Origin of the sequence: Geomonas azotofigens, from assembly GCF_018919395.1 — a bacterium.
GTDB classification, from domain to species: domain Bacteria; phylum Desulfobacterota; class Desulfuromonadia; order Geobacterales; family Geobacteraceae; genus Geomonas; species Geomonas azotofigens.
Genome location: NZ_JAHLME010000003.1, coordinates 620983 through 641227, shown reverse-complemented (window position 1 = coordinate 641227; position 20245 = coordinate 620983). Strand labels below are relative to the sequence as shown.

Annotated in this window: 18 protein-coding genes; 7 read left to right on the top strand and 11 right to left on the bottom strand. The window is 63.8% G+C overall.

What is annotated here, in order from left to right; genetic code table 11:
* Window positions 1-183: 183 nt before the first annotated feature.
* From KOL99_RS12645 to KOL99_RS12630, 4 genes are all read right to left on the bottom strand, one after another.
* Window positions 184-2163 carry a monovalent cation:proton antiporter family protein gene (locus KOL99_RS12645; protein WP_216510813.1) on the bottom strand — a complete coding sequence of 660 codons (1980 nt, stop codon included), beginning with the start codon at window positions 2161-2163 and terminating at the stop codon, window positions 184-186.
* A 77-nt stretch (window positions 2164-2240) separates the two neighbouring features.
* Window positions 2241-4952 (bottom strand): cation-translocating P-type ATPase, encoded by a 2712-nt coding sequence (locus tag KOL99_RS12640; protein ID WP_328760253.1) that lies wholly within the window; start codon window positions 4950-4952, stop codon window positions 2241-2243.
* A gap of 34 nt (window positions 4953-4986) precedes the next feature.
* Window positions 4987-5469 (bottom strand): DUF3124 domain-containing protein, encoded by a 483-nt coding sequence (locus tag KOL99_RS12635; RefSeq protein ID WP_216510812.1) that lies wholly within the window; start codon window positions 5467-5469, stop codon window positions 4987-4989.
* Between the two features lie 61 nt (window positions 5470-5530).
* Window positions 5531-5794 carry a hypothetical protein gene (locus KOL99_RS12630; RefSeq protein WP_216510811.1) on the bottom strand — a complete coding sequence of 88 codons (264 nt, stop codon included), beginning with the start codon at window positions 5792-5794 and terminating at the stop codon, window positions 5531-5533.
* Window positions 5795-6312: 518 nt separating this feature from the next.
* Here KOL99_RS12630 and KOL99_RS12625 point away from each other — a divergent pair.
* The 3 genes from KOL99_RS12625 to KOL99_RS12615 all read left to right on the top strand — a co-directional run bounded on the left by KOL99_RS12625 (window position 6313) and on the right by KOL99_RS12615 (window position 10168).
* The gene (locus tag KOL99_RS12625; protein ID WP_216510810.1) at window positions 6313-7692 is read left to right on the top strand and encodes a sigma-54-dependent transcriptional regulator; all 1380 of its coding nucleotides are present in this window, start codon (window positions 6313-6315) and stop codon (window positions 7690-7692) included.
* Window positions 7692-9698: a cache domain-containing protein gene (locus KOL99_RS12620; protein ID WP_216510809.1), complete on the top strand. Its 2007-nt coding sequence runs from the start codon at window positions 7692-7694 to the stop codon at window positions 9696-9698. The genes KOL99_RS12625 and KOL99_RS12620 overlap by 1 nt, the downstream gene beginning before the upstream one ends.
* Before the next feature lie 68 nt (window positions 9699-9766).
* A complete protein-coding gene (locus KOL99_RS12615; protein WP_216510808.1) occupies window positions 9767-10168 on the top strand; it encodes a bacteriohemerythrin in 402 nt (133 codons plus the stop codon).
* 202 nt (window positions 10169-10370) lie between these two features.
* Here the strand turns inward: KOL99_RS12615 and KOL99_RS12610 are convergent, their stop codons facing one another.
* Both KOL99_RS12610 and KOL99_RS12605 read right to left on the bottom strand, forming a co-directional pair.
* Window positions 10371-11270 (bottom strand): hypothetical protein, encoded by a 900-nt coding sequence (locus tag KOL99_RS12610; protein WP_236026083.1) that lies wholly within the window; start codon window positions 11268-11270, stop codon window positions 10371-10373.
* A gap of 427 nt (window positions 11271-11697) precedes the next feature.
* Window positions 11698-12054, bottom strand: a complete 357-nt coding sequence (locus KOL99_RS12605) for a response regulator transcription factor (protein WP_216510807.1) — start codon at window positions 12052-12054, stop codon at window positions 11698-11700.
* A 484-nt stretch (window positions 12055-12538) separates the two neighbouring features.
* On the opposite strand from KOL99_RS12605, the gene KOL99_RS12600 reads away from it, so the two are divergent.
* Window positions 12539-13048 carry a DoxX family protein gene (locus KOL99_RS12600; protein ID WP_216510806.1) on the top strand — a complete coding sequence of 170 codons (510 nt, stop codon included), beginning with the start codon at window positions 12539-12541 and terminating at the stop codon, window positions 13046-13048.
* A gap of 30 nt (window positions 13049-13078) precedes the next feature.
* Window positions 13079-13258 (top strand): hypothetical protein, encoded by a 180-nt coding sequence (locus tag KOL99_RS12595; RefSeq protein WP_216510805.1) that lies wholly within the window; start codon window positions 13079-13081, stop codon window positions 13256-13258.
* A 20-nt stretch (window positions 13259-13278) separates the two neighbouring features.
* On the opposite strand, the gene KOL99_RS12590 is transcribed toward KOL99_RS12595, so the two are convergent.
* Window positions 13279-13674 carry a pyridoxamine 5'-phosphate oxidase family protein gene (locus KOL99_RS12590; protein WP_216510804.1) on the bottom strand — a complete coding sequence of 132 codons (396 nt, stop codon included), beginning with the start codon at window positions 13672-13674 and terminating at the stop codon, window positions 13279-13281.
* A gap of 317 nt (window positions 13675-13991) precedes the next feature.
* Here KOL99_RS12590 and KOL99_RS12585 point away from each other — a divergent pair, with 317 nt between their 5' ends.
* The gene (locus KOL99_RS12585; protein WP_236026081.1) at window positions 13992-15029 is read left to right on the top strand and encodes a rhomboid family intramembrane serine protease; all 1038 of its coding nucleotides are present in this window, start codon (window positions 13992-13994) and stop codon (window positions 15027-15029) included.
* Between the two features lie 3 nt (window positions 15030-15032).
* Here KOL99_RS12585 and KOL99_RS12580 read toward each other — a convergent pair whose 3' ends face one another.
* Both KOL99_RS12580 and KOL99_RS12575 read right to left on the bottom strand, forming a co-directional pair.
* The gene (locus KOL99_RS12580; protein WP_216510803.1) at window positions 15033-15455 is read right to left on the bottom strand and encodes a hypothetical protein; all 423 of its coding nucleotides are present in this window, start codon (window positions 15453-15455) and stop codon (window positions 15033-15035) included.
* Window positions 15456-15650: 195 nt separating this feature from the next.
* Entirely contained in the window at window positions 15651-16073 is a 423-nt protein-coding gene (locus KOL99_RS12575) for a PaaI family thioesterase (RefSeq protein ID WP_216510802.1), read from the bottom strand.
* Window positions 16074-16294: 221 nt separating this feature from the next.
* Here KOL99_RS12575 and KOL99_RS12570 point away from each other — a divergent pair, with 221 nt between their 5' ends.
* Window positions 16295-17914 (top strand): methyl-accepting chemotaxis protein, encoded by a 1620-nt coding sequence (locus KOL99_RS12570; protein ID WP_236026079.1) that lies wholly within the window; start codon window positions 16295-16297, stop codon window positions 17912-17914.
* Between the two features lie 67 nt (window positions 17915-17981).
* On the opposite strand, the gene KOL99_RS12565 is transcribed toward KOL99_RS12570, so the two are convergent.
* Both KOL99_RS12565 and KOL99_RS21805 read right to left on the bottom strand, forming a co-directional pair.
* On the bottom strand, window positions 17982-18377 hold the full coding sequence (locus KOL99_RS12565; RefSeq protein WP_216498868.1) for a response regulator: 396 nt from the start codon (window positions 18375-18377) through the stop codon (window positions 17982-17984).
* 260 nt (window positions 18378-18637) lie between these two features.
* Window positions 18638-20245: a dihydrolipoamide acetyltransferase family protein gene (locus tag KOL99_RS21805; protein ID WP_216510801.1), complete on the bottom strand. Its 1608-nt coding sequence runs from the start codon at window positions 20243-20245 to the stop codon at window positions 18638-18640.

The window sequence follows — 20245 nt, the reverse complement described above, 5'->3', positions numbered from 1 at the left end:
ACTCCTTTTGCTGTTTAGGTGACCGGTCGAAGGAGGCCGGTGTATTTTACACGTTTCGGCATGGCGGGTGCGTTACTGAAGCGGGGAACGCGAGGGTGGACGGGCGAATGATCATTCGTCCCTACCGGTGCGGCTCACCAAAGCACGCACCTTGCCTGGGGAGAACACCCTACAGCGCGGACCTCAGGCCGGTTCGAAAAGCTTCGCGGCGGCGCGCATCTGCTCGGGGGTGGCCAGCAGGAGCACGGTGTCCCCCTCCCGGAATTCCCAGACCGGGTCGGGGTTGGCCCTGATCTCCTCTCCCCTCTTGATGGCGACCACCGTGGCGCCGGAGCGGGAGCGCAACATCCCTCCCCTGAGGCTCTCCCCCTCGATGGGGGCGTTTTTGCGCACCCGGAAGCTCCCGATCTCGGCGCCGGAAAGAAAACCCGCGATCCCCACAGCGTGGCTGTGGCGCTTGCTCACGCTGCGCAGCATCTCGTAACCGTCGCGCCTGACGTCGGCGATGCAATCCTCGATGACGTCCTGCGGGATCAGGAACCGCTTCAGCACGCGGAACAGGATCTCCACCGAGGTCTCGAACTCCTCGGGGATCACCTCGTTCACGCCGAGCCGGAACAGGGGCTCCATCTCCAGCAGGTAGCGGGTGCGCACGATGACGTGGATCGACGGGTGCATCTTTCTGGCCTGCGCCGCGATGCGCCTGCTGGCGGCGGCGTCGGAGATGGCGACCACGATGATGCGGGCGTCGGCTATGCCGGCGTGCTCGAGGATCTCGGGCTTGGAGGCATCGCCGAAAATGATCTCCTCACCTTCCTTTTTCAGGCTGCGCACCGTGAACGGGTTGGTCTCGACGATCACGCGCGGGATCTCCAGGTTCTTCAGGATCCGGGCCAGGTTGCGCCCGTTCACGCCGTACCCGACGATGATGACGTGGTCCTTGTAGCTCACCTTGTCGCCGTTTTGGGCGAGGCTGCTGCGGCCACGGGTCCAGCGATGCGGCAGCGTGGCGGCCAGAAACGCCGCGGCCGGCCCGGCCACCTTCATGCACAGCGGCGTGAGCGCCATGGTGGCGATGGAGGCCGCCAGGAACAGCTGGTAGGTCTCCGGGGTGAGGAGCCCGTACTGCAGGCCGCTTCGGGAGAGCACGAAGGAAAACTCCCCGATCTGGGCCAGGGAGAGCCCCGCGATCAGCGCGATGCGCATGGGGAGGCCGAGCGCGACGCCGACCACGGAGGTGAGCAGTGCCTTCACCAGGATGATGGACAGTACCAGGCCGATCAGGACCAGGGGAAACTTGAGCACGATGGCCGGCTTCAAGAGCATCCCCACCGAGATGAAAAAGAGGCTCATGAAGGCCTCGCGAAACGGCATGATGTCGCTCAGCGCCTGGTGGCTGTACTCGGACTCGGAGATGGCGAGCCCCGCGATGAAGGCGCCGAGCGCGAGCGACAGGCCGACCTGGGCGGTGAGCCAAGCGGTGCCCATGCCGATGAAGATGATGGAGAGGACAAAGAGTTCGCGGCTCCTGGTCTTCACCACCTGCTCGAAAAGCCACGGCACCGCGAAACGGGCACCGTAGTGGGCGCCGACGATGACGGCCGCGGCCTTGGCGGAGACGATGCCGATCTGGGCCAGCCCCCCACCGCCGCCGGCGAGGAAGGGGGTGAACAGCATGAGGGGGACGATGCAGAGGTCCTGGAAAATGAGGATGCCGAGGGCCGCCTTCCCCTGCGGGGTGTCGATCTCCCCGGCATCCATCATGAGCTTCATCAGGATGGCCGTCGAGGAAAGCGCCACCAGGAACCCGAAGAAGATCGCCTGCGAGGTGGGGAATCCTCCAGCCGTACCCAGGCCCGCCACGGCCGCGATGGTCAGGACGAGCTGCAGTCCGCCGCCGATCAGCACCATGTGGCGGATGCGCATCAGTTCCTTCAGGGAGAACTCGATGCCGATGGTGAACAAAAGGAGCACCACGCCGTATTCCGCCATCTGCTCGACCTGGTGGGTGTTCCTGATGAAGCCGAGGGCGTAGGGGCCGGCGAGGAGGCCGGTGATCAGGAAACCGATGATGGAAGGGAGCTTCAGCTTGCGCAGCACGACCACGGTGAACAGGGCCAGCCCGAAAAGAACGACGATGTCGCGTAAAGCGTGAAAATCCATGAAACCTCTCTTTATGTGGATCGGGAGCGGCCCCCGGCCGCCGGCAGCCTAGCCGGCGTCGAGCCATTCCCCTTGAATCATGCAACCCGGCGTCGCGACAGGCGCTTCGCCAGTTCCAGCACCGGGATGACCGAGCCGGAGGCAAGAATGATGGGTCCCCAGTCGGCGCCTGTCAAGGAGAACGTGCCCAAGGGACGGTGCAGCGCCGGCAGGTATACCACGACGAGCAGCAGGCAGACCTCCCAGAACACGGCGAGGTTCAGCCACCTGTTGGCGAAGGGTTTCCGAAACACGGTATCCCGTTCGGAACGGAAGCAGTACGCGTTGAAGAACTGGATCAGCACCAGCGACACGAACGTCATGGTCATCGACTCACTATCGGAGCGACCGGCGGAGCGCGCCCAGGCGAAAAGGGCCAGGTTCGCCAGGGCGGTCCAGGCGCCGCCGACGAGGATCAGGGTGACCACGGTTCGGCTGAAGATGCCGCGCGCGGCGTCCCGCGGGGGGCGGCGCATCAGGTTGGGCTCAGCCGGGTCGACCGCGAGCGCCAGGGCGGGCAGACCGTCCGTGGCGAGGTTCACGTACAGGATCTGCACCGCGCTCAAGGGGAGCGGCAGCCCGACCAGCATGGCGCCGGCCATGAGCCCGATTTCCCCGGTGTTCGAGGAGAGCAGATACATCAGGTACTTCTTGATGTTGTCGAAGATGGCCCGCCCCTCTTCGATCGCGGCCACGATGGAAGCGAAGTTGTCGTCGGTCAGGGTCATGGCGGCGGCCTCCTTGCTGACCGCGGTGCCGGTGACGCCCATGGCGATGCCGATGTCCGCCTTCTTGAGCGCCGGGGCGTCGTTGACACCGTCCCCGGTCATGGCGACCACGTGACCGTTCTTTTGCAGGGCGGCGACCACCCGGAGCTTGTGCGCCGGGGAGACGCGGGCGTAGACCCGGATCGTTTCGACCTCGCGCTCCAGGGTGGCATCGTCCATGGCCTCCAGTTCCGCCCCGGTGACGACGCGCCCTGCGCCGAGCAGTCCCAACTCCCGCGCCACGGCCCCGGCCGTGAGGGGATGGTCGCCGGTGATCATGACCGGCGTGATGCCGGCCTCGCGGCACGTCTCTATGGCGAGGCCGGCTTCCGGGCGGGGAGGATCGATCATGCCGACCAGCCCGAGAAAGGTCATGTCGCTCTCGGCCTCGGCGCGGCTGGTCCCCTCTTTGCGGGCTACCGCGAGCACGCGCAGCGCCTTCGCGGCCATCTCACGCGCGGCGCCGGCGATGCGCTCCGCAGCCTCGGCGTCAAGAGGGCGCACACCCGCCTCGGTCAGCTCCGTGCCGCAGGCGGCGAGAACCACCTCGGGCGCGCCCTTGGCGCAGGCGGACAGGGCCGAGCCTTCGAGGTGCAGCGTGGTCATGAGCTTTCGCTCGGAACTGAACGGGATCTCGTCCAGCCGTGGATAGCGGGCGACCACCTGGTCCCGCTCCAGGCCAACTTTGGCGGCCGCGATTACGAGCGCGGCCTCGGTGGGATCCCCCTGTGCCTGCCAGCGTCCCGCGTCCTGATCCCACACGACCCGCGCGTCGCTGGCGAGCAGGGCAGCGCGAAAGAGCTCCTCGAGCACGGAGGAGGGCTCCCCCCCACTCCCCCGCCCGGTCACCTCACCCTCCGGAGCGTAACCCGCGCCGGAAATTTCATACCAGCGGCCGGCGCAATGGCAGCTGCGCACGGTCATCTCGTCCCTGGTGAGGGTCCCGGTCTTGTCGGAGCAGATCACCGTGGTGCTGCCAAGGGTTTCCACGGCGGCCAGGCGGCGCACCAGGGCGTGGCGTTGCACCATGCGCTGCACGCCCAGGGCAAGGGAGATGGTGACCACGGCGGGCAGCGCCTCGGGGACCGCCGCGACGCCGAGCGCGACGGCGAACAGCAGCATCTCCACCAACGGTTCGCCGCGCAGCAGGCCTGCGGCGAAGATCACGGCGACGACCACCAGGGCGGCGCGCGCCAGGAGGTTTCCTACCCGGTCCAGGCTTTCCTGCAGCGGGGTCCTCCCGCTCTGGATGTCGGAGATCATACGGGCGATGCCGCCGAACTCGGTGCGCATGGCGGTGGCGACCACCACCCCGGCCCCGCGCCCGTAGCTCACCACCGTCCCGGCGTACGCCATGTTGTGGCGCTCGGCGAGCGGCGTCGCCTCGCCCGGCAGGACCGCCACCTGCTTGTCGACAGGAAGCGATTCACCGGTCAACGAAGCCTCGTCCAGTTGCAGGTTGAAGGACTCGGTCAACCTCACGTCGGCGGCGACCCGGTCGCCGGCACGCAACAGCAGCAGGTCACCCGGCACCAGGTCCCGCGCCGGCACCGTGACCTCGCTCCCCCCCCGCACCACGGCGGCATCCGGCGCCGCCATGCGGCGCAACGCCTCCAGGGCCCGCTCGGCCCGGTATTCCTGCCAGAAGCCGAGCAGCGCGGCGAACAGGACGATGACGGCGATGGCGAGAGCCTCGACGGCATGGCCCAGCACGGCGGAAAGAAGGGCCGCGACGAACAGGATGACGATGAGGACGTTTTTGAATTGCCGGAAAAAGACCGGCCAGGGCGAGAGCGGCTTGGTCGCGGTCAGTTCATTGGCGCCGAAGACGGCGAGGCGCCGCGCCGCCTCAGTAGGATCGAGCCCCCCCGCGCCGCTTTCCAGGCGGGCATAGACCTCGGACGGCTCGAGACTGTGCCAGGGGACCTGAGGCGGCGCTGGCTGGTCGGGGCGGTTGCGCTGGCGGTTCCCCGGTGCGATCACGGCTGTCCCTCCAGAACTGGGGCGCGGCGGCGGACTACCTCATGCCCGGGCGGATCACCTGGCCGGGGCTGACGAAGGAGATGCCCTGGCCGGAGGTGGCCCCTATCATGACCGACTCGATGATGGGGGCGTTCATGGTGCGGTCGGCCTGCCATTTCACGATGAAGTTGGCGCCGAAGCCCCCCGCCACGTCCTTCTCCTCGATGTGGACATAGGTGCTGGCGAGCGGCGCGAGGGACAGCGGCCTGTCCTGGTAGTGGCGCAAGAGCTTCCCGCTGGTGTCGTAGTAGTCGATCGCGGTGATGCGCAGCCAGGAATCCATGTCCGTGTTCCTGATGCTGAGGGTGGCGGCCAACTGGTACGGCAGGCTGCGCGGACCAGTGAAGACGTTGGAGTAGACGGGGACGTATACCGTCTGTCCCTTGGACAGGTGGACCTGGTCCGAGGCAGACCAGCCGGAAACCGGCGAGGCCACCAGGGCAAGAGAAAACAGCAACAAAGAAGCAACGAGACGCATGAGGTCCTCCATGGGGCCGGTTCGGGCGACCGGAGCAGTATATCAGTCGTAAAACGGACGGCTAGCGGTTCAGAAGCGGAACCAGGCCGCGCAAGAGATCCATCGTGAAATTCACCCCGGCCAGCGCGCCCAGCGTCCCCACGGTGCCGCAGGCCAGGGAAACAAGGCCGTTCCGGATCTTCCACGCGGCGGGAATGAGACTGAAAGACATGAGCAGGTAAAGAAACAGGGTGAGCAGGTGCGCGGAAAGGCGCAGGTTGGCCGCCACGCTGAAGCTGTCCACCACCGACAGTGTCACGGCGATGGCCAGGGCACGCAGCAGCATGCCCCGTGCGTCCGCCTTGAGGGCCGAACGGAATGCGACGATCCACAGTAATGCTTTAAAAAGAATAGCAAAAAAAATCATGAAAGCTCCCTGCCCCAGAAATTTTGTGGCTATGACACCAATATCTGTACCGATTCTGTACCGGGCAGATTAACATAATTCCTACATAATATGGTTATTCAAAGGACAAAGTGGTATTATCTATACCTTTGCGAGTCAAGGCGATGCTGAGACAGTTGCGGTATGCCGTCGAACAGCTCGCACCGGATATGAATCCAGATTTTCCCAAGAGGAGAGAGCTGGACGGCCTCGAGAAGCTCCCCTTAAAGACCCTGCGGGCACCCTCTCCTGGGGGGGACGTAGAGTGGCGCGAGAGCCGTGCCCGATCAGGTTTTCCCTTGACAAGAGCCGCTCCGGCGAAAGATAGTGATGCGGTGTCTACACAATCCGGGGCCGCTCCCAGCGCCGCGCGGCGCGCCATCAGCGCAGCCGCCCCACGACTACAGGTGACAGAGAATATGTATAACGGCAAGGTGATCATTTGCGACGACGAGGTCGAGATCCTCAGGTACCTGAGCAAGATTCTATCGGCCAAGGGGCTGGAGCTCGAGGTGTTCAGCTCCGGCACCTCCCTGATGAGCTGCCTGGAAAACCGGGGGCTTGACGACGGCGACCTGATGCTCCTCGACGTGAAGATGCCCGACCTGGACGGCCTCGAGATACTGCAGCGCGTGAAGAGGATGAAACTGGACGTCCCGGTGGTCATGATGACCGCCTACGCCTCCATCAATTCGGCCATCGAGGCGATGAAGCTCGGCGCCTACGACTACGTCACCAAGCCCTTCCCCAAGGAAAAGATCTTCGGCATCCTGGAAAAGGTCCTGGAGCGCAAGGAGCTGCTCAAGGAGAACAGCGCGCTCAAGGACGAGCTCGGCATCCCCTCGGCGGCGACCCCGCTCATCTTCACCTCGGAGAGCTTCCGGCGCGTGCACGACATGGCCATGCTGGTGGCCCAGAGCGAGTCCAACGTGGTGATCCTCGGGGAGTCAGGCACCGGCAAGGAGCTGGTCGCCAGCCTGATCCACAACAACAGCCCCAGGGCCAAGGAGCGCTTCCTCACCATCAACTGCGCGGCCCTCTCGGACACCCTGCTGGAAAGCCAGCTCTTCGGGCACGTCAAGGGCGCCTTCACCGGGGCCATCACCGCGCAGAAGGGGCTCCTGGAAGCGGCCAACCACGGCACGCTGTTCCTGGACGAGGTGGGCGACATGAGCCCGGCCATCCAGGCGAAACTCTTGCGCGTGCTCCAGGAGGGGGACTTCATCCCGGTCGGCGACACCAAGGCCAAGAGCGTCGACATCCGCTTCCTGGCGGCGACCAACAAGGACCTCGAGGAGGAGGTGCGCCAGAAGCGCTTCCGCGAGGACCTCTTCTTCCGGCTCAACGTGATCTCGCTGCACCTTCCCCCCTTGCGCGACCGGGGCGAGGATATCGAGCTCCTGGCGCGGCACTTCCTGGCCAAGTACGCGGCGCGCATGAAGCGGGAGATCACCGACTTCACCCGCGAGGCCATGCAGCTTTTGAAATCGTACAACTGGCCCGGCAACATCCGCGAGTTGGAGAACGCCATCGAACGCGCCGCCATCCTGACTCGCGGCACCACCATCACCGCCGAGACCCTGCCGGTCTGGCGCACCCCCCCTCAGCTTCCCGAATCAAGGCAGGACGGCGGCAAGCGCCTGGTCTCGCTTGAGACCGTGGAGCGCGAGCACATCCTGCACGTCCTCAAGGCCTCCGGCAACAACAAAAGCCGCGCCGCCAAGATCCTCGAGATCGCCAGGCGCACCCTGGACCGCAAGATCGAGGAGTACGGCCTGGAAGACGAGGGAGCCCGCTGATGCTCAGGCGTTTCCCGATCCGGGCCAAACTCACCGTCGGCTCCGTCGCCCCCCTGTTCGTCGCCTTCTTCATCTGCTCCCTGGCCGGCCTCTACATCATCAACGACAAGATCGCGAGCCAGGCCCAGGAAAAGGTGCGCACCGACCTCAACTCGGCACGCGAGGTGTACCGAAACGAACTAGAGCGGATCCGCGAGCTGATGGATCTCACCGCGACCAACCCCTACAACGCCAACTCCATCGTGGCCGGCGAGAAGAATATCCAGTCTCTCTTGCGCACCCGCATGGAGAACAAGCACCTCGACATCCTCACCGCCGTTGACGCCTCGGGCAAGGTGCTCTTTCGCGCCCACAGCCCGCAGCTCAAAAACGACCGCCAGTCCACCTACTTCGTGGAACAGGCGCTCAAGGGTATCGCCGTCACCGGGACCACCGTGCTCACCCCGGACGAGCTGGGCAAGGAAGGGATAGCCCTCACCAACCGCGCCACCATTCCCCTCGTCTCCACGCCGCACGCCCGGCCGCGCGCCGACAAGACCGAGCGCTCGGGGATGATGATGGTTTCCGCCTTTCCGCTCAGAAACAGCTCGGGGACCGTGATCGGCGCCCTCTACGGCGGCATCCTGCTCAACAACAACAATGCACTGGTGGACAAGATCAAGGAGATCGTCTACGAGGGGGTGCAGTTCAAGGGGACCGACGTGGGAAGCGCCACCGTCTTCCTCGGGGATACCCGCATCGCGACCAACGTGCGCACCACCGACGGCGCCAGGGCGATCGGCACCCGGGTCTCCGAGCAGGTCTACAAGCAGGTGATCCAGGAGAAGAAGAAGTGGATCGGCCGCGCCTTCGTGGTGAACGACTGGTACTTCACGGCCTACGAGCCGATCATCGACCTGCAGGGAAAGGCGATCGGCTCGCTCTACGTCGGGATGCTGGAAAAGCCGTACACCCACATGCAAAAGAGCGTCAACTCGATCCTGTACCTGGTGCTCTTCATCACCTCGCTGATCGGCATCGCCGTTTCCGGCTTCATCGGCACGCTCCTCGCGCGCCCGATCAAGGAACTGGAGAAGCTGGCGCACCGGGTGGCCCGCGGCGAGCGCGACCTGCAGATCGAGGTTTCCTCGACCGACGAGGTGGGCGACCTGGCCGAGGCCTTCAACCTGATGACCCGTGCGCTCGGGCGCCAGGAGGCCGAGATCGGCCTTTTGCACCGCGCCCTTGAGCTGAAGATCGAGGAGCGCACCGCGCAGCTCTCCGACAAGACCAAGCTCCTCGCGCAGACCCAGGCGGACCTGGCGCGCGCCGAGAAGCTGGCCGACCTCGGCATCGTCGCCGCCGGCGTCGCGCACGAGATCAACACCCCGCTCGCCATCATCCGCGGCAACACGGAGGTGCTGGAGATGTGCCTCCCCACCGAGCACCCCAACCGGGAGGAAGTCGAGATCATCAGCCAGCAGACCGAGCGCATGGCGAAGATCGTCGGCAACCTTTTGACCTTCGCGCGCCAGAAGTCGTTGAACCAGCGCCAGTTCATGGTGCACGAGGTGCTGGACGACATCGTGAACCAGATCCGGCACCAGGTCCCCATGGACGCAGTCTCGGTGAAGTGGGAGTACGACCTGAACCTGGGGCCGGTCACCGGGGATACCGACCAGTTGCGGCAGGTGTTCAGCAACATCATCCTGAACGCGGTGCAGGCCATGCTCCCGGAGGGCGGGACGCTGAGGCTGACCACGCGCCGGCACGGCCCGGGCCACGGCTGCATCGTGGAGATCCGCGACACCGGCAAGGGGATCTCCCCCGAGCACCTGGAGAAGATCTTCACCCCCTTCTTCACCACCAAGGACACCGGCACCGGTCTCGGCCTCTCGGTCTCCTACGGCATCGTCAAGGACCACGGCGGCGACATCAGGGTGTCGAGCACCCCGGGGATGGGGACCTGCTTCGAAATAGAACTGCCCGGGGTGGATCCTCTCGCCCCCGCTGATAACGAGCAATGACGCTGTCGCGGCCAAAGGTCTCACGACCGGTGCACGCGAGAACACCCAAAAGATAAAAGGAGCGAGACATGAACATCGAGTGGACCAGCGACCTGGCCATCGGCGTCACCGAAATCGACGACCAGCACAAGGAGATCTTCAGGAGGTTCGACCGGCTGCTGGCCGCCTGTAACGAGGGGAAAGGAAACGAAGAGGTCCTGAAGCTGCTGCTCTTCCTTGAGGACTACGTGAAAGAGCATTTCGCGGCCGAGGAGGAACTGCAAAAGCGCAGCGACTATCCCGACTACCCCGCGCACAAGTCGCAGCACGTCGCTTTCATGGCCGACGTGGCCAAGCTGACCCGCTCCTTCCGCGACGAGGGGGCGACTCTCCCCCTGGTGATCAAGACCAACAGGACCCTCGCCGATTGGCTCATCCAGCACATCAAGAAGGTCGACACCGCCTTCGCCCGGTACCTGCGCGAGCAGTAAGGCGCGCTGCGGCACGTTTTTGCAGCAGGCAAGGGGCCAGCAAGAGAGGCCATCCCGCTGCCACCAGGCAAAAAAGGAAAAGGTCCCCCTCGTGCACCGAGGAGGACCTTTTCCCGTTGATACGGATACGTGCGTTTATGCGCCTGGCGCCCACATCACCCCCCTGGGTGAGAGGGCCGTGGTGAGGGCTCAGCGTGGAGGTTTACGAAGGTTTCTTCGCCTCGGCCGCGCCCTCGGACTTGCGGGCGCCGTCCTTGCCGTGCCGGGACGACTTTCTGTGCCGGGAACGGCCGCGGGGGCGCTCTCCGGGTGCCGGCTTGGCCTGCTGTTGCTGCTGCCCCCCCTTCTCCTTTTCCTTCTGAGGCTGGTTCTTCTGCGGCTGCTCTTTTTGCTGCTGCTCGGGACGGTTGGGCGATTTGAGCCGGGCGATCAGGTCGCGCGCCCAATCGGTATCGCCGTCGCAACACTCCGTGGCGACGTATTGCAGGTCCTCGGGGGTGGTCTTGCTCGATTTTATCTTGAAGAGGCGCTCGATCAGCTCGCGGGACCAGTAGTACTCCCTGATGTATTTCTTGCCGTCGATCTCGTCGTAGCTGTAATCGGTGCAGGGAACCACGCTTTTCAGCCACTGCGGAGTGACCTTGAGCCGCGCAGCGGCCGCCTCTTGCTCGTGGTGGTCGTGGTCCTGCTTCTTGCGAACGATGTTGCCGACGGCCCCCTTTTCCTCAACAGACGGCGCCGCCTGGGCAAGCTGCGACAACTGCTCCAGGTAACGGCCGAGGTCCTCCAGCGCGGCAACGCTGAGGCGCGAGACCGGGGTATCGGAGCGATAGACCACACCGGGCCGATCGACACGATAATCGACGGTCGGTTCGCTATCCCCTTCCTGGACGCCGATACTCACCTCGAGATCGAAGGCGCCGGTTGCCAGTTGCTCGGCGAGGTCACCTTCTACGGCCTCCAGGATCATCCCGGTCAGGCACTCCTTGAGCACGCCCTCTTCCACCCGGAAATAGGCGTGACCGTGGAGCTTGGCAAGCTGGTCGGTAACTTTTTGCAGATGTTCTGTGGTCATGATGAAATACCCATCCCTACCATTCATTGTATTTCTCTTGGCCAGACGCAGTGACGGCCGCCGTTTGGCAAAACACTACCCTAGCACAAGCAGGGGCAAATCGCATACATCAAATTGGTATCGGCTGAACACCACCGGGCCGACTGGCGACGCGACGCATGTCAAAGCGGGACCGGGACACGGCCATTGGATAAAAAAATGGGAGCCGAAAAGGGGCTCCCACTCACCACAACTATAGTAACTAAATAATCAGACAACATTCGCGGCCTCAACGGCCATAACATCAAAAACTCCAGGATCTCCATCAAATAAAAACAAAGCAAGGAACATTTAAAAGAACATTGCATTCACCAAATCACAACAAAACATTACAATTCATCGCATAACAACCATTGAAACCAATACAGAACATTGCATTACAAGAGCATTCGCATCACCACATGAAAGGTGCAGCTCAGGCGGCCAGCGCCTGGTACAACTGAGCGGGCAAAAATGGTTTCCTCAAAAAAGTGCTGCCTTCACTGCGCAGTTCCTGGGGAGGCGTCTCGAACTTGGAATACCCCCCGCTGCAGAAGACGATCCGCGTGCTGCCGCCCATGTCGCGGATCTCGCGAGCCGCCTCAACCCCGGTCATCAAAGGCATGTCGATATCCATGATGGTGATGTCGGGAAGGTGCTCGCGGTACTTCTCGACGGCCTCGACACCATTGGCGGCCTCAGCCACGATGATGTGCCCTTCCTTCTCCACCATGTAGCGCAGCATCACCCTGATGTCTTCGACATCATCAACTATCAGGACCCTTCTCTTCATTTCACACCCCAATGCATTCAATCGAATAATGACCGCGCCCCGTGGGCATTTGACCATATTATCTGCCTAAAACGTGCCCAAATTGTGCAAAGTTCGCACATCTGAGGATGACCAATGGCTTTATTAAAAATCGGCTGGCGGTGCCGCCGGCCAACTTTCGGAAATTCTTCCAGATTTCGCCGCGACTTCCGGGTGAATTTAATCCGCGGTCGCGGCGACACGGCGGTGCCACGGCGCCTCGACGCGGTCTCAGCGGACGCGCGTCCGGCCTTTACGCTGAATCTGGCGCAGGCCTGCGCGAAATAACGTAGCCCGCAGGCGATAGGGCTCAGCACCATCGGTTCCGCGAACTCTCTTGCTTTTGCAAGCGATGTGATTAGAATTTGCTAAGTCAAAATTCCGGGGGCACTTCCTGCCCGGCGCCGCTCTGAACCAACCCACGTGAAGCAACCAAAGGACAAGGACAACTAAAGGAGGACGAACAATGGAAAGGTTACTGCTGACCAACGACAGCTGGACGGGCACGATACTGAGAGCTGGACTGGGGCTCGTGATGTTTCTCCACGGGGCCCAAAATCTGCTAGGATGGTTCTGGGGACTGGGGTTTGAGCATGCCATGGCGGTGATGACCACACAGCTTGGGCTGCCCAAGATCGTCGGTGTACTGATCGTCATGACCCAGTTCTTCGGAGGAATCGCGCTGATGTTGGGAGCCTACGTACGTATCGCGGCCGCCGCCGTGATCCTGGTGATGCTGGCATCATTCGGGGTGCTCGATTACGGCAACGGCTTTCTGACCACCTGGAGCGGCAAGCAACTGTCGCCGGGGGTGGAGTTTCAGCTGCTGGCGATTACGGTGGCGGCCACCATCATGATCTGGGGCGCCGGCCGTTGGTCAATCGACCGCGCCCTGGAAAGCCCACGCAGCAGGATCAGCCGCGAACGCGCGGCACGAGAGGCGGAACTGACCGTTCAGCCCCCCTCGCACCTGTAAGGCGCGGCGACGAACAAGGAGGATGGAACCATGGTGAAGTTCTACGATGCCAAGAGCGAAGCGGAACTGGCCCGCGTCGAGGCGGTGCTGAAACAGGGCGGGGTCGAGTATTGCGTGACCGGCCTTGCCAAGGAAGATGTGTCTGGTGAGATCGAGGTAGCGGAGGAAGACCTGCCCAGGGCCGAGGAACTGCTCCTCAAAACGAGGTAGTGAAACAATGCGCCCGCCCCCTACCCCAGCGGACGATCCGAATGAGCATCGGCGGTAAATGCCATCACCCCTTCTACCCTGATCTCGAGCCTCCACTGCACCTGCGGCAGCCCGGCGGGCTCGAGCTCAGGGATATATCCGTTCAAGACCGCGGTGTCGGTCGCCTTCTCAACCTTCCCCACGAACTGGTAACCGTTTCCCGTGTCAGTGTCGGCGATGACCACGGAGACGTGCGGGTTGTCCTGCAGGTTCTTCATGGTGGTGGGACAGAACCAGGACTCGAAAACCAGCCGGTTCGGCTCGAACAGGGCGATCCCCTTCCCCGCCGCGAGGTGCGGGTGACCGCCGGTATCGCAGGTCGCCACGAAGGCATGCCCCACCCGCTCGGCGAGATCCCGTATCTTTTCGCTGATCATGTTGACGTACCTCCTCTTGCCGATGCGGATCAACCGGCGATGCCAGCGCATCCTGATCGGCCACCGGCGTGAAGGGTGACGGCTCCTGCCGCGGAGAGCGCCACGGGCTTCACCGACAAACCGCATCACTTGTGGGACCGCCGCTTTAGTCAGTCTGACTCTCGATCGCATCCTCGTTTCTCCTTGGGATCAATCTTTCCGTCAGCCCCTTGATTTAACCGTGCGTCAGCATTAGGTTCTTGTAGCACTGCGGAAAAAATAGTCAAGAAAGGGGGCCGGGAGCCGCTGTCGCGGCAGGCCGTTGCAGGTAAAGCGAGATGGAGCGACAAGAAGAGGAAACCGGCGGCGGCGCCTCCCCTTTATTGGTGACTACGCGGGAAGGATCTGACATACTGCCCGGCATGACCGAGGACCAGGATCATAGCGTAGAGCCGCGGGATGATTGGCGTATCGTCCCGGTCTGGCGGGTCGAGGAGCGGGGGCGCAAGCTCTCCCTGCGCCAGGCCCGCGTCTGGGCGCTGGTGCTGGAATCCCGCTACATCGAGTGTCGGCTGGAGCCGGGCCCGCGCGGGTGGCAGGTGTGGGTCGCCCCGGAGAACTACGACGCCGCCTGCCGTGAACTGCACCTCTACGTGGAGGAGAACCGCAACTGGCCGCCGTTTTTGCCCCCGATGCACCCCGTGAAGGAAAACACCCTCCCCACCCTCTCCATCCTGATCCTGCTGGCCACCTTCCACAACCTGACCAGCCTGGACCTGAGGATATTGGGGCACTACCCGGTCGACTGGCTCGACATCGGCAACGCCCATGCCGGGCTGATCCTGAAGGGGGAGTGGTGGCGCCTGGTGACAGCCCTCACCCTGCACGCCGACGCGCTGCACCTGATCAGCAACCTCGCCATCGGCGGGGTCTTCATCATCTACCTCTGCCGGGACCTCGGTTCCGGACTCGCCTGGACCCTGCTCCTCGCCTCCGGCGTCCTCGGCAACCTGGCCAACGCCTACGTCCAGCTCCCCAGCCACACCTCGGTGGGTGCCTCCACGGCGGTCTTCGGCGCGGTCGGCATCCTGGGCGCCCTCACCATGATGCGCTACCGGCACCATCTGCGCAGGCGCTGGCCGCTCCCGATCGCCGCCGCGCTGTCGCTGCTCGTGCTTCTGGGCACGGAAGGAGAAAGGACCGACCTGGGAGCCCACCTCTTCGGTTTCATTTTCGGCTGTCTGCTGGGGTTTGTCGCTGAACTGCTGGTGGGATACCTGGGCAGGCCGGGGCGCCTGGCCAACGCCCTGCTCGCGCTGGCCACCGCCTCGGTGGTGCTTTACGCATGGTGGCTCGCCATCGTCCAGTCGGGGTGAGCCTTAGTCATGGCCACGGCCATGACCGCGGCCGCGGCTATCGCCGTGTCCCCCCCGTTCCTTCTTCCATTGACCGTAGGGGATGTGACGTTCCTTGCCATACATCTCGCGGTACTCTTTCGGCACCCGGTACACCTGGCGCGGTACCGAACTGCGTGACACCATGCGCCACGGACCGTCGTAGTCCCCCGCACGGTACCAGCGGTCGCCGCGCGGCGACCACCAGTAGCCTCCGTAGAAGAAGATATCGACGTCGAAACCGGGCGCGAAATAGACGCTGCTCCCCGGCACCATGACCATGGCCGACGGTGCACCGACCACAACCGGCGGACCGATGTTGATGCTGAGGCTGACCTGTGCAGCGGCGTCGTGCCCCGACAGGCCGATCGACAAAAGCGCAACGAGAATCAGAAAAGCTCTTCTCATAACTCCTCCTCAACCATTACAGGTTTTCCCTCTTCCGGCTGATACTTCCCATCCGTCAGGGCTCTCAATCAGATGAAGTCCATGTCTGGACCAGCGCCCTGCGTTTCAGTCGGACCACGGTCATTATAACTCCGCCAGGGAGTTCCTGTCACTACCGGCTGGCCGGAGTGTTTTCTCCGGCCACGGCCGATGCTCTCAGAGAAAAGGAAGCGGTTTGCCCGTGCGATATGCCAGTGCCTGACAGACCGCGATAAGGACTCCGTCCTGGTCGTGGACCTTTATGTCATAGCTGGCCGTTCTCCTGGTGCTGTTCACCTCACGCGCCTCAGCCCTGAGCCTCGCTCCAAACTCCGGGCTCGCCACGTAGTTCACCGCCACGTTGAGGGCGACGGTGACGCTGCCGACGGTCTGGCATACGGTCTCGAAGGCCTCGTCGATGAGGGAGAAGATCGCGCCGCCGTGTGCCCGTCCGAACATGTTGTTCATCACCTCCGCGTCGTAAGGCATCTCCACCGCGGAAAATCCATCCTCGAGTTGTATCAGCGTCATCTTCAACGCCTGCGCGAAAGGTTCCCGCTCAACCTGCCGAAAAATAGCCTCTTTGAGGATCTCGTCCATGCAGCTGACTCCTTGTCGGTCATTTCAGGCCCGGCCTGTTGGCGCAACCTAACACATGGGGAGACACCTGCAAAGACAAATGACGCCGTTTCTGACACAGCGGCACACCCAAAAGCCTGGTGCCATCCGTCACCGCCCCGCCTTGACAGGCCGGCATCCGACCCTATACTGTGAATTTGTTTTAATTTTCACGACAGGTGGCAGCTCAAGGGAGGCAACCGATGCGCACGAACTTGAACCTCAGGGCGAAACTCATCGTCGGTTTTGGCATCAGCAGCGTACTGTCGGTCGCACTGGCAGTAACCGCCCTGTACGGCATGAGTGTCGCGGCCGACAGCGCGTCAAGCCAGGTCGATGGACGACTGGCGCGGATGCGGACCATCGCGGAAATAGGAACCGCCAACGCAGGCGCGGGACAGCGCTTGGCAGAGGCGCTGGCGACCGGGGGGATGACGGGGGCCCGCTCCGAATTGAGTGCCGCCGCGCCTGCTGAAAAATCGGTTTCCGACCAGGTTGCCAAGCTGCAAGCTGCGCCAGCCACGGACAAGGACAAGGCGCTGCTCCAGGCTCTGTCCGCGAAGGTTGCCGCCGCACAAGCGGCTCGCAGCAGGGCGTTACAGCTGATAAACATGGGGGACCGGGACCTGGCGCTCCAGGCATTGCGGGATCTTAAGGTGCGCCGTGGGGAGATCCAGGAAACGTTGGGGCAGCTAAACGCTGCCACGGCCGAGCGCGGGGCGATGCAGGCCCAGGCGCCGGCAAGCGTGCGGGGAGCCCGGCTGGCGGTCCTCGCGCTGCTGCTGGTCGCCATCGGCGGCGCGTTCGCCGGCGCCCTGTGGCTTGACAGGAGCATCACCGCCCCCCTCCAAGTTGCCGTAGCTACCGCCGCGCGCATCGCGCAACGCGACCTGACCGCCAAGGTCGAGGGCGACGATGCGGCGGAAACGGGTCGGCTCATGGCCGCCATCGGCAGCATGTTACAGCATCTGCGGGACGTGGTGACCCGTACCAGTGACATATCCAGCGGCATCGCCGCGTCGTCGTGCCTGCTGCAGCGCAGTTCCGAGCAGATGGCGAGCGGCGCCGAGCAGGTCGCATGCCAGGCCCAGACCGTGGCGACGGCAAGCGAGCAGATGTCGGCCACCTCCAACGAGATCGCGCTCAACTGTCACGAGGCGGCCAGAAACTCCAAACAGGCCAGCAACGCAGCTGAGACCGGTGCACAAGTGGTGGCGCAGACGGTCGAGGTGATGAACCGGATCGCCGACCGGGTCAATGCCACCTCCCATACCGTGGAAAGCCTCGGCGAGCGTTCCGACCAGATCGGCGCCATCGTCGGGACCATCGAGGACATCGCCGACCAGACCAACCTGCTTGCGCTCAACGCCGCCATAGAGGCGGCCCGAGCCGGTGAGCAGGGACGCGGCTTCGCGGTGGTCGCCGACGAGGTGCGCGCCCTGGCTGAACGGACCACGAAGGCGACGCGGGAAATCGGGGAAATGATCAAGGCGATTCAAGGGGAAACCAAGGGGGCGGTGTTGGCGATGGAAGAAGGAGTGCGCGAGGTGCAGCAGGGGACGGAGGAAGCGGCCAAGTCCGGGGCTGCGCTGCAGGAGATCCTGGACCAGATCAACGCGGTCAGCATGCAGGTCAACCAGATCGCGACGGCGGCGGAGGAGCAGACGGCCACCATCAGCGAGATCACCGGCAACATAACGAGGATCTCAGAGATCGTGCAGCTCACGGTCCAGGGGTCCCACGACTCATCGATGGCCGCCGCCGAACTGGCGGGGCTCTCGGACGATCTGGGCACGCTGGTGACCCAGTTCAAGATGGCATAGGAGATCAGGGCGGAGTTGCGGCATCCCTGTCTTGGGCAACCGCAGTTCCACCCCACGCAGAAAGGCCTTACCGCTTCATCAGTCCGAGCTTGGAGAGCACGTTGAAGAGCCCCTCCTTGGAAACCGGCTTCACCAGGTAGGCCGCCGACTGCGCGTTGCAGAAGGACTCCATGGCGTCGTTGGAGGAGTTCAGCGCGGTCAGCATGACGATGTTCACCCGCTTGGCAGGCTTTTGTTCCTTCTCTATATGCCTGATCGCCTTGGCCGCGTCGTGGCCGCTCATTCCGGGCATCATGATGTCCATGATCACCAGGTCGAACGGTTCGTCTGATGCCAACGCGGCGTTATATTTTTCGAGAGCCTCCATGCCGCTGCTGGCCTGGTGACAGTCCGCCGTCGCGCTGAGCAAGGTGGCGACAAAGTCACGACAAAAAGCCTCGTCATCTACTATCAAGCACTTCATAGCTCTCCCCCAGTTTTGGTGTGGTTTTGGTGCTGTCAGGCTTCCCGTTGGGAGTGTCGCGTCCGGCAGCACTTTTTCCTATCGGCTCATGAAGACCTTTCTTTAGCGTCATAATGAAAAAAACGGCGGGGCGAGGACACTTCGATTCGGGGCCGGCACAGACGCGGGACAGAGGGTGGATGGGCGGGGGGTGGTTTTGAAGGAAAGCCGGGAAGAGCACTAAGAGGCGGGGCAGGCCGAAAGGCCTGCCCCTTTTCTATTTACATGAGCAGGCGCACCGGGTTTTCCAGCACGTCCCGCAGTTCGACGAGGAACTGCGCCGCGTAGGCACCGTCGACCACGCGGTGGTCCGCGGAGAGGGTGACCTTCATCACCTTTGCGCTCGCCAAAACGCCAGCGCGGAGCACCGGAACGTCGACCACTGCCCCGACCGCGAGCACCCCCGCCTGGGTTGGAGGGATGACGGCGCTGAAGCTGCTCACCTCGAACATGCCGAGGTTGGACACGGAGAAGGTCCCGCCGCTCATCTCCTGCTCGGTGAGGGCGCCGGACCTGGCCCGCTGCACCAGCCGGTCGGCCTCCTGGGCGATTCCCGGAAGGGAAAGATCCTGGCAGCCATGGATCACCGGCATGAGCACCCCCTCGGGTACCCCCACCGCCACGCTGACGTTCACCTCCCCGTGGAACTGCAACCCCTCCTGGGCGAAGCACGCGTTCAGCTGCGGGAACTTGGTCAACGCCAGCGCGACCCCCTTGACGATGATGTCATTGACGGTGACCCGCACCCCCCCCTGCTTCAACTGGCGCCGAACCGACTCCGCCTCGTCCATGGCGATGTCCATGGTGACCGTGAAGTGCGGGATGTGCGCCCACGACTCGGCGACGGTCTTGGCCACGGCCGCCCGGAGTCTGGACATCTCCTTCACCTCCTGCACCAGTCTCGGTCCCTGGGCCCGCGATCCCGCCTGAGGCTGCGGCTGAGCCTGCCCTTGGGGCTGCTCGTGCGCCTGTGCCGGACGCGCGGTCTCGACAGCTCCCGAAGGTTTGCGCCCCTCCCCTTCCAAGTCCTGGAGCAGGATGCGCCCCTCTGGGCCGCTCCCCTGGACCTGGGCCAAGTCGATCCCCAGTTCCCTGGCCCTGCGGCGCACAACCGGCGCGGCCCGTTCTCTCCCCGGGGGTGCCGTTTCCGGAGCGGGTCCACCGGGAGAGGGAGCCCCGGTCTGTATATATTGTTTGGCGGCGCCGGGCAACTCGGTCGCCGGTTGGGTCGTTTCCTCACCGGGTACAGGAGGCGCGGCCGGGGCCTGGTGTTCACCCTCCTGAACGGCGAGATCCTCCGCCCGGGCCGGCTCAATGGTGGAGGCGGCGCCTCCCTGCTCGGCGCCCGCATCGGCCTCCCGGGGCGCTCCTGTTCCCTGCCCACGCACCGTTTCCAGCGTCTCCCCTTTCGCCGGTGGCCCAGCGGCGGTCTCACTACCGGCCGCTGACTGCTGCCCCGCTTCCGGCTGGCCCGCTTCCGGCTGGCCCGCTTCCTGCTGCCCCGCTTCCTGCTGCCCCGCTTCCTGCTGGCCCGCTTCCGGCTGCTGCGCCGCCGCCTCGGTTGGAGCGCCCGGCGTGCCGCCAGCCTTTTCTCCAGCCTTGCCGACCAGAGCTATGACCGTCCCCACCTGCACCATTTCGCCAGGCTGCACCCTGATCTCCAGCAGCACCCCCGGCACAAAGGCCTCCAGTTCCATGTTCGCCTTGTCGGTTTCCACCTCGGCGATCACCTCCCCGCGGCGCACCTCATCCCCTACCCGCTTCTTCCAACTGACCAGCCTCCCCTCGGTCATGGTATCGGAGAGTTTAGGCATGACGATCTCGTTCAT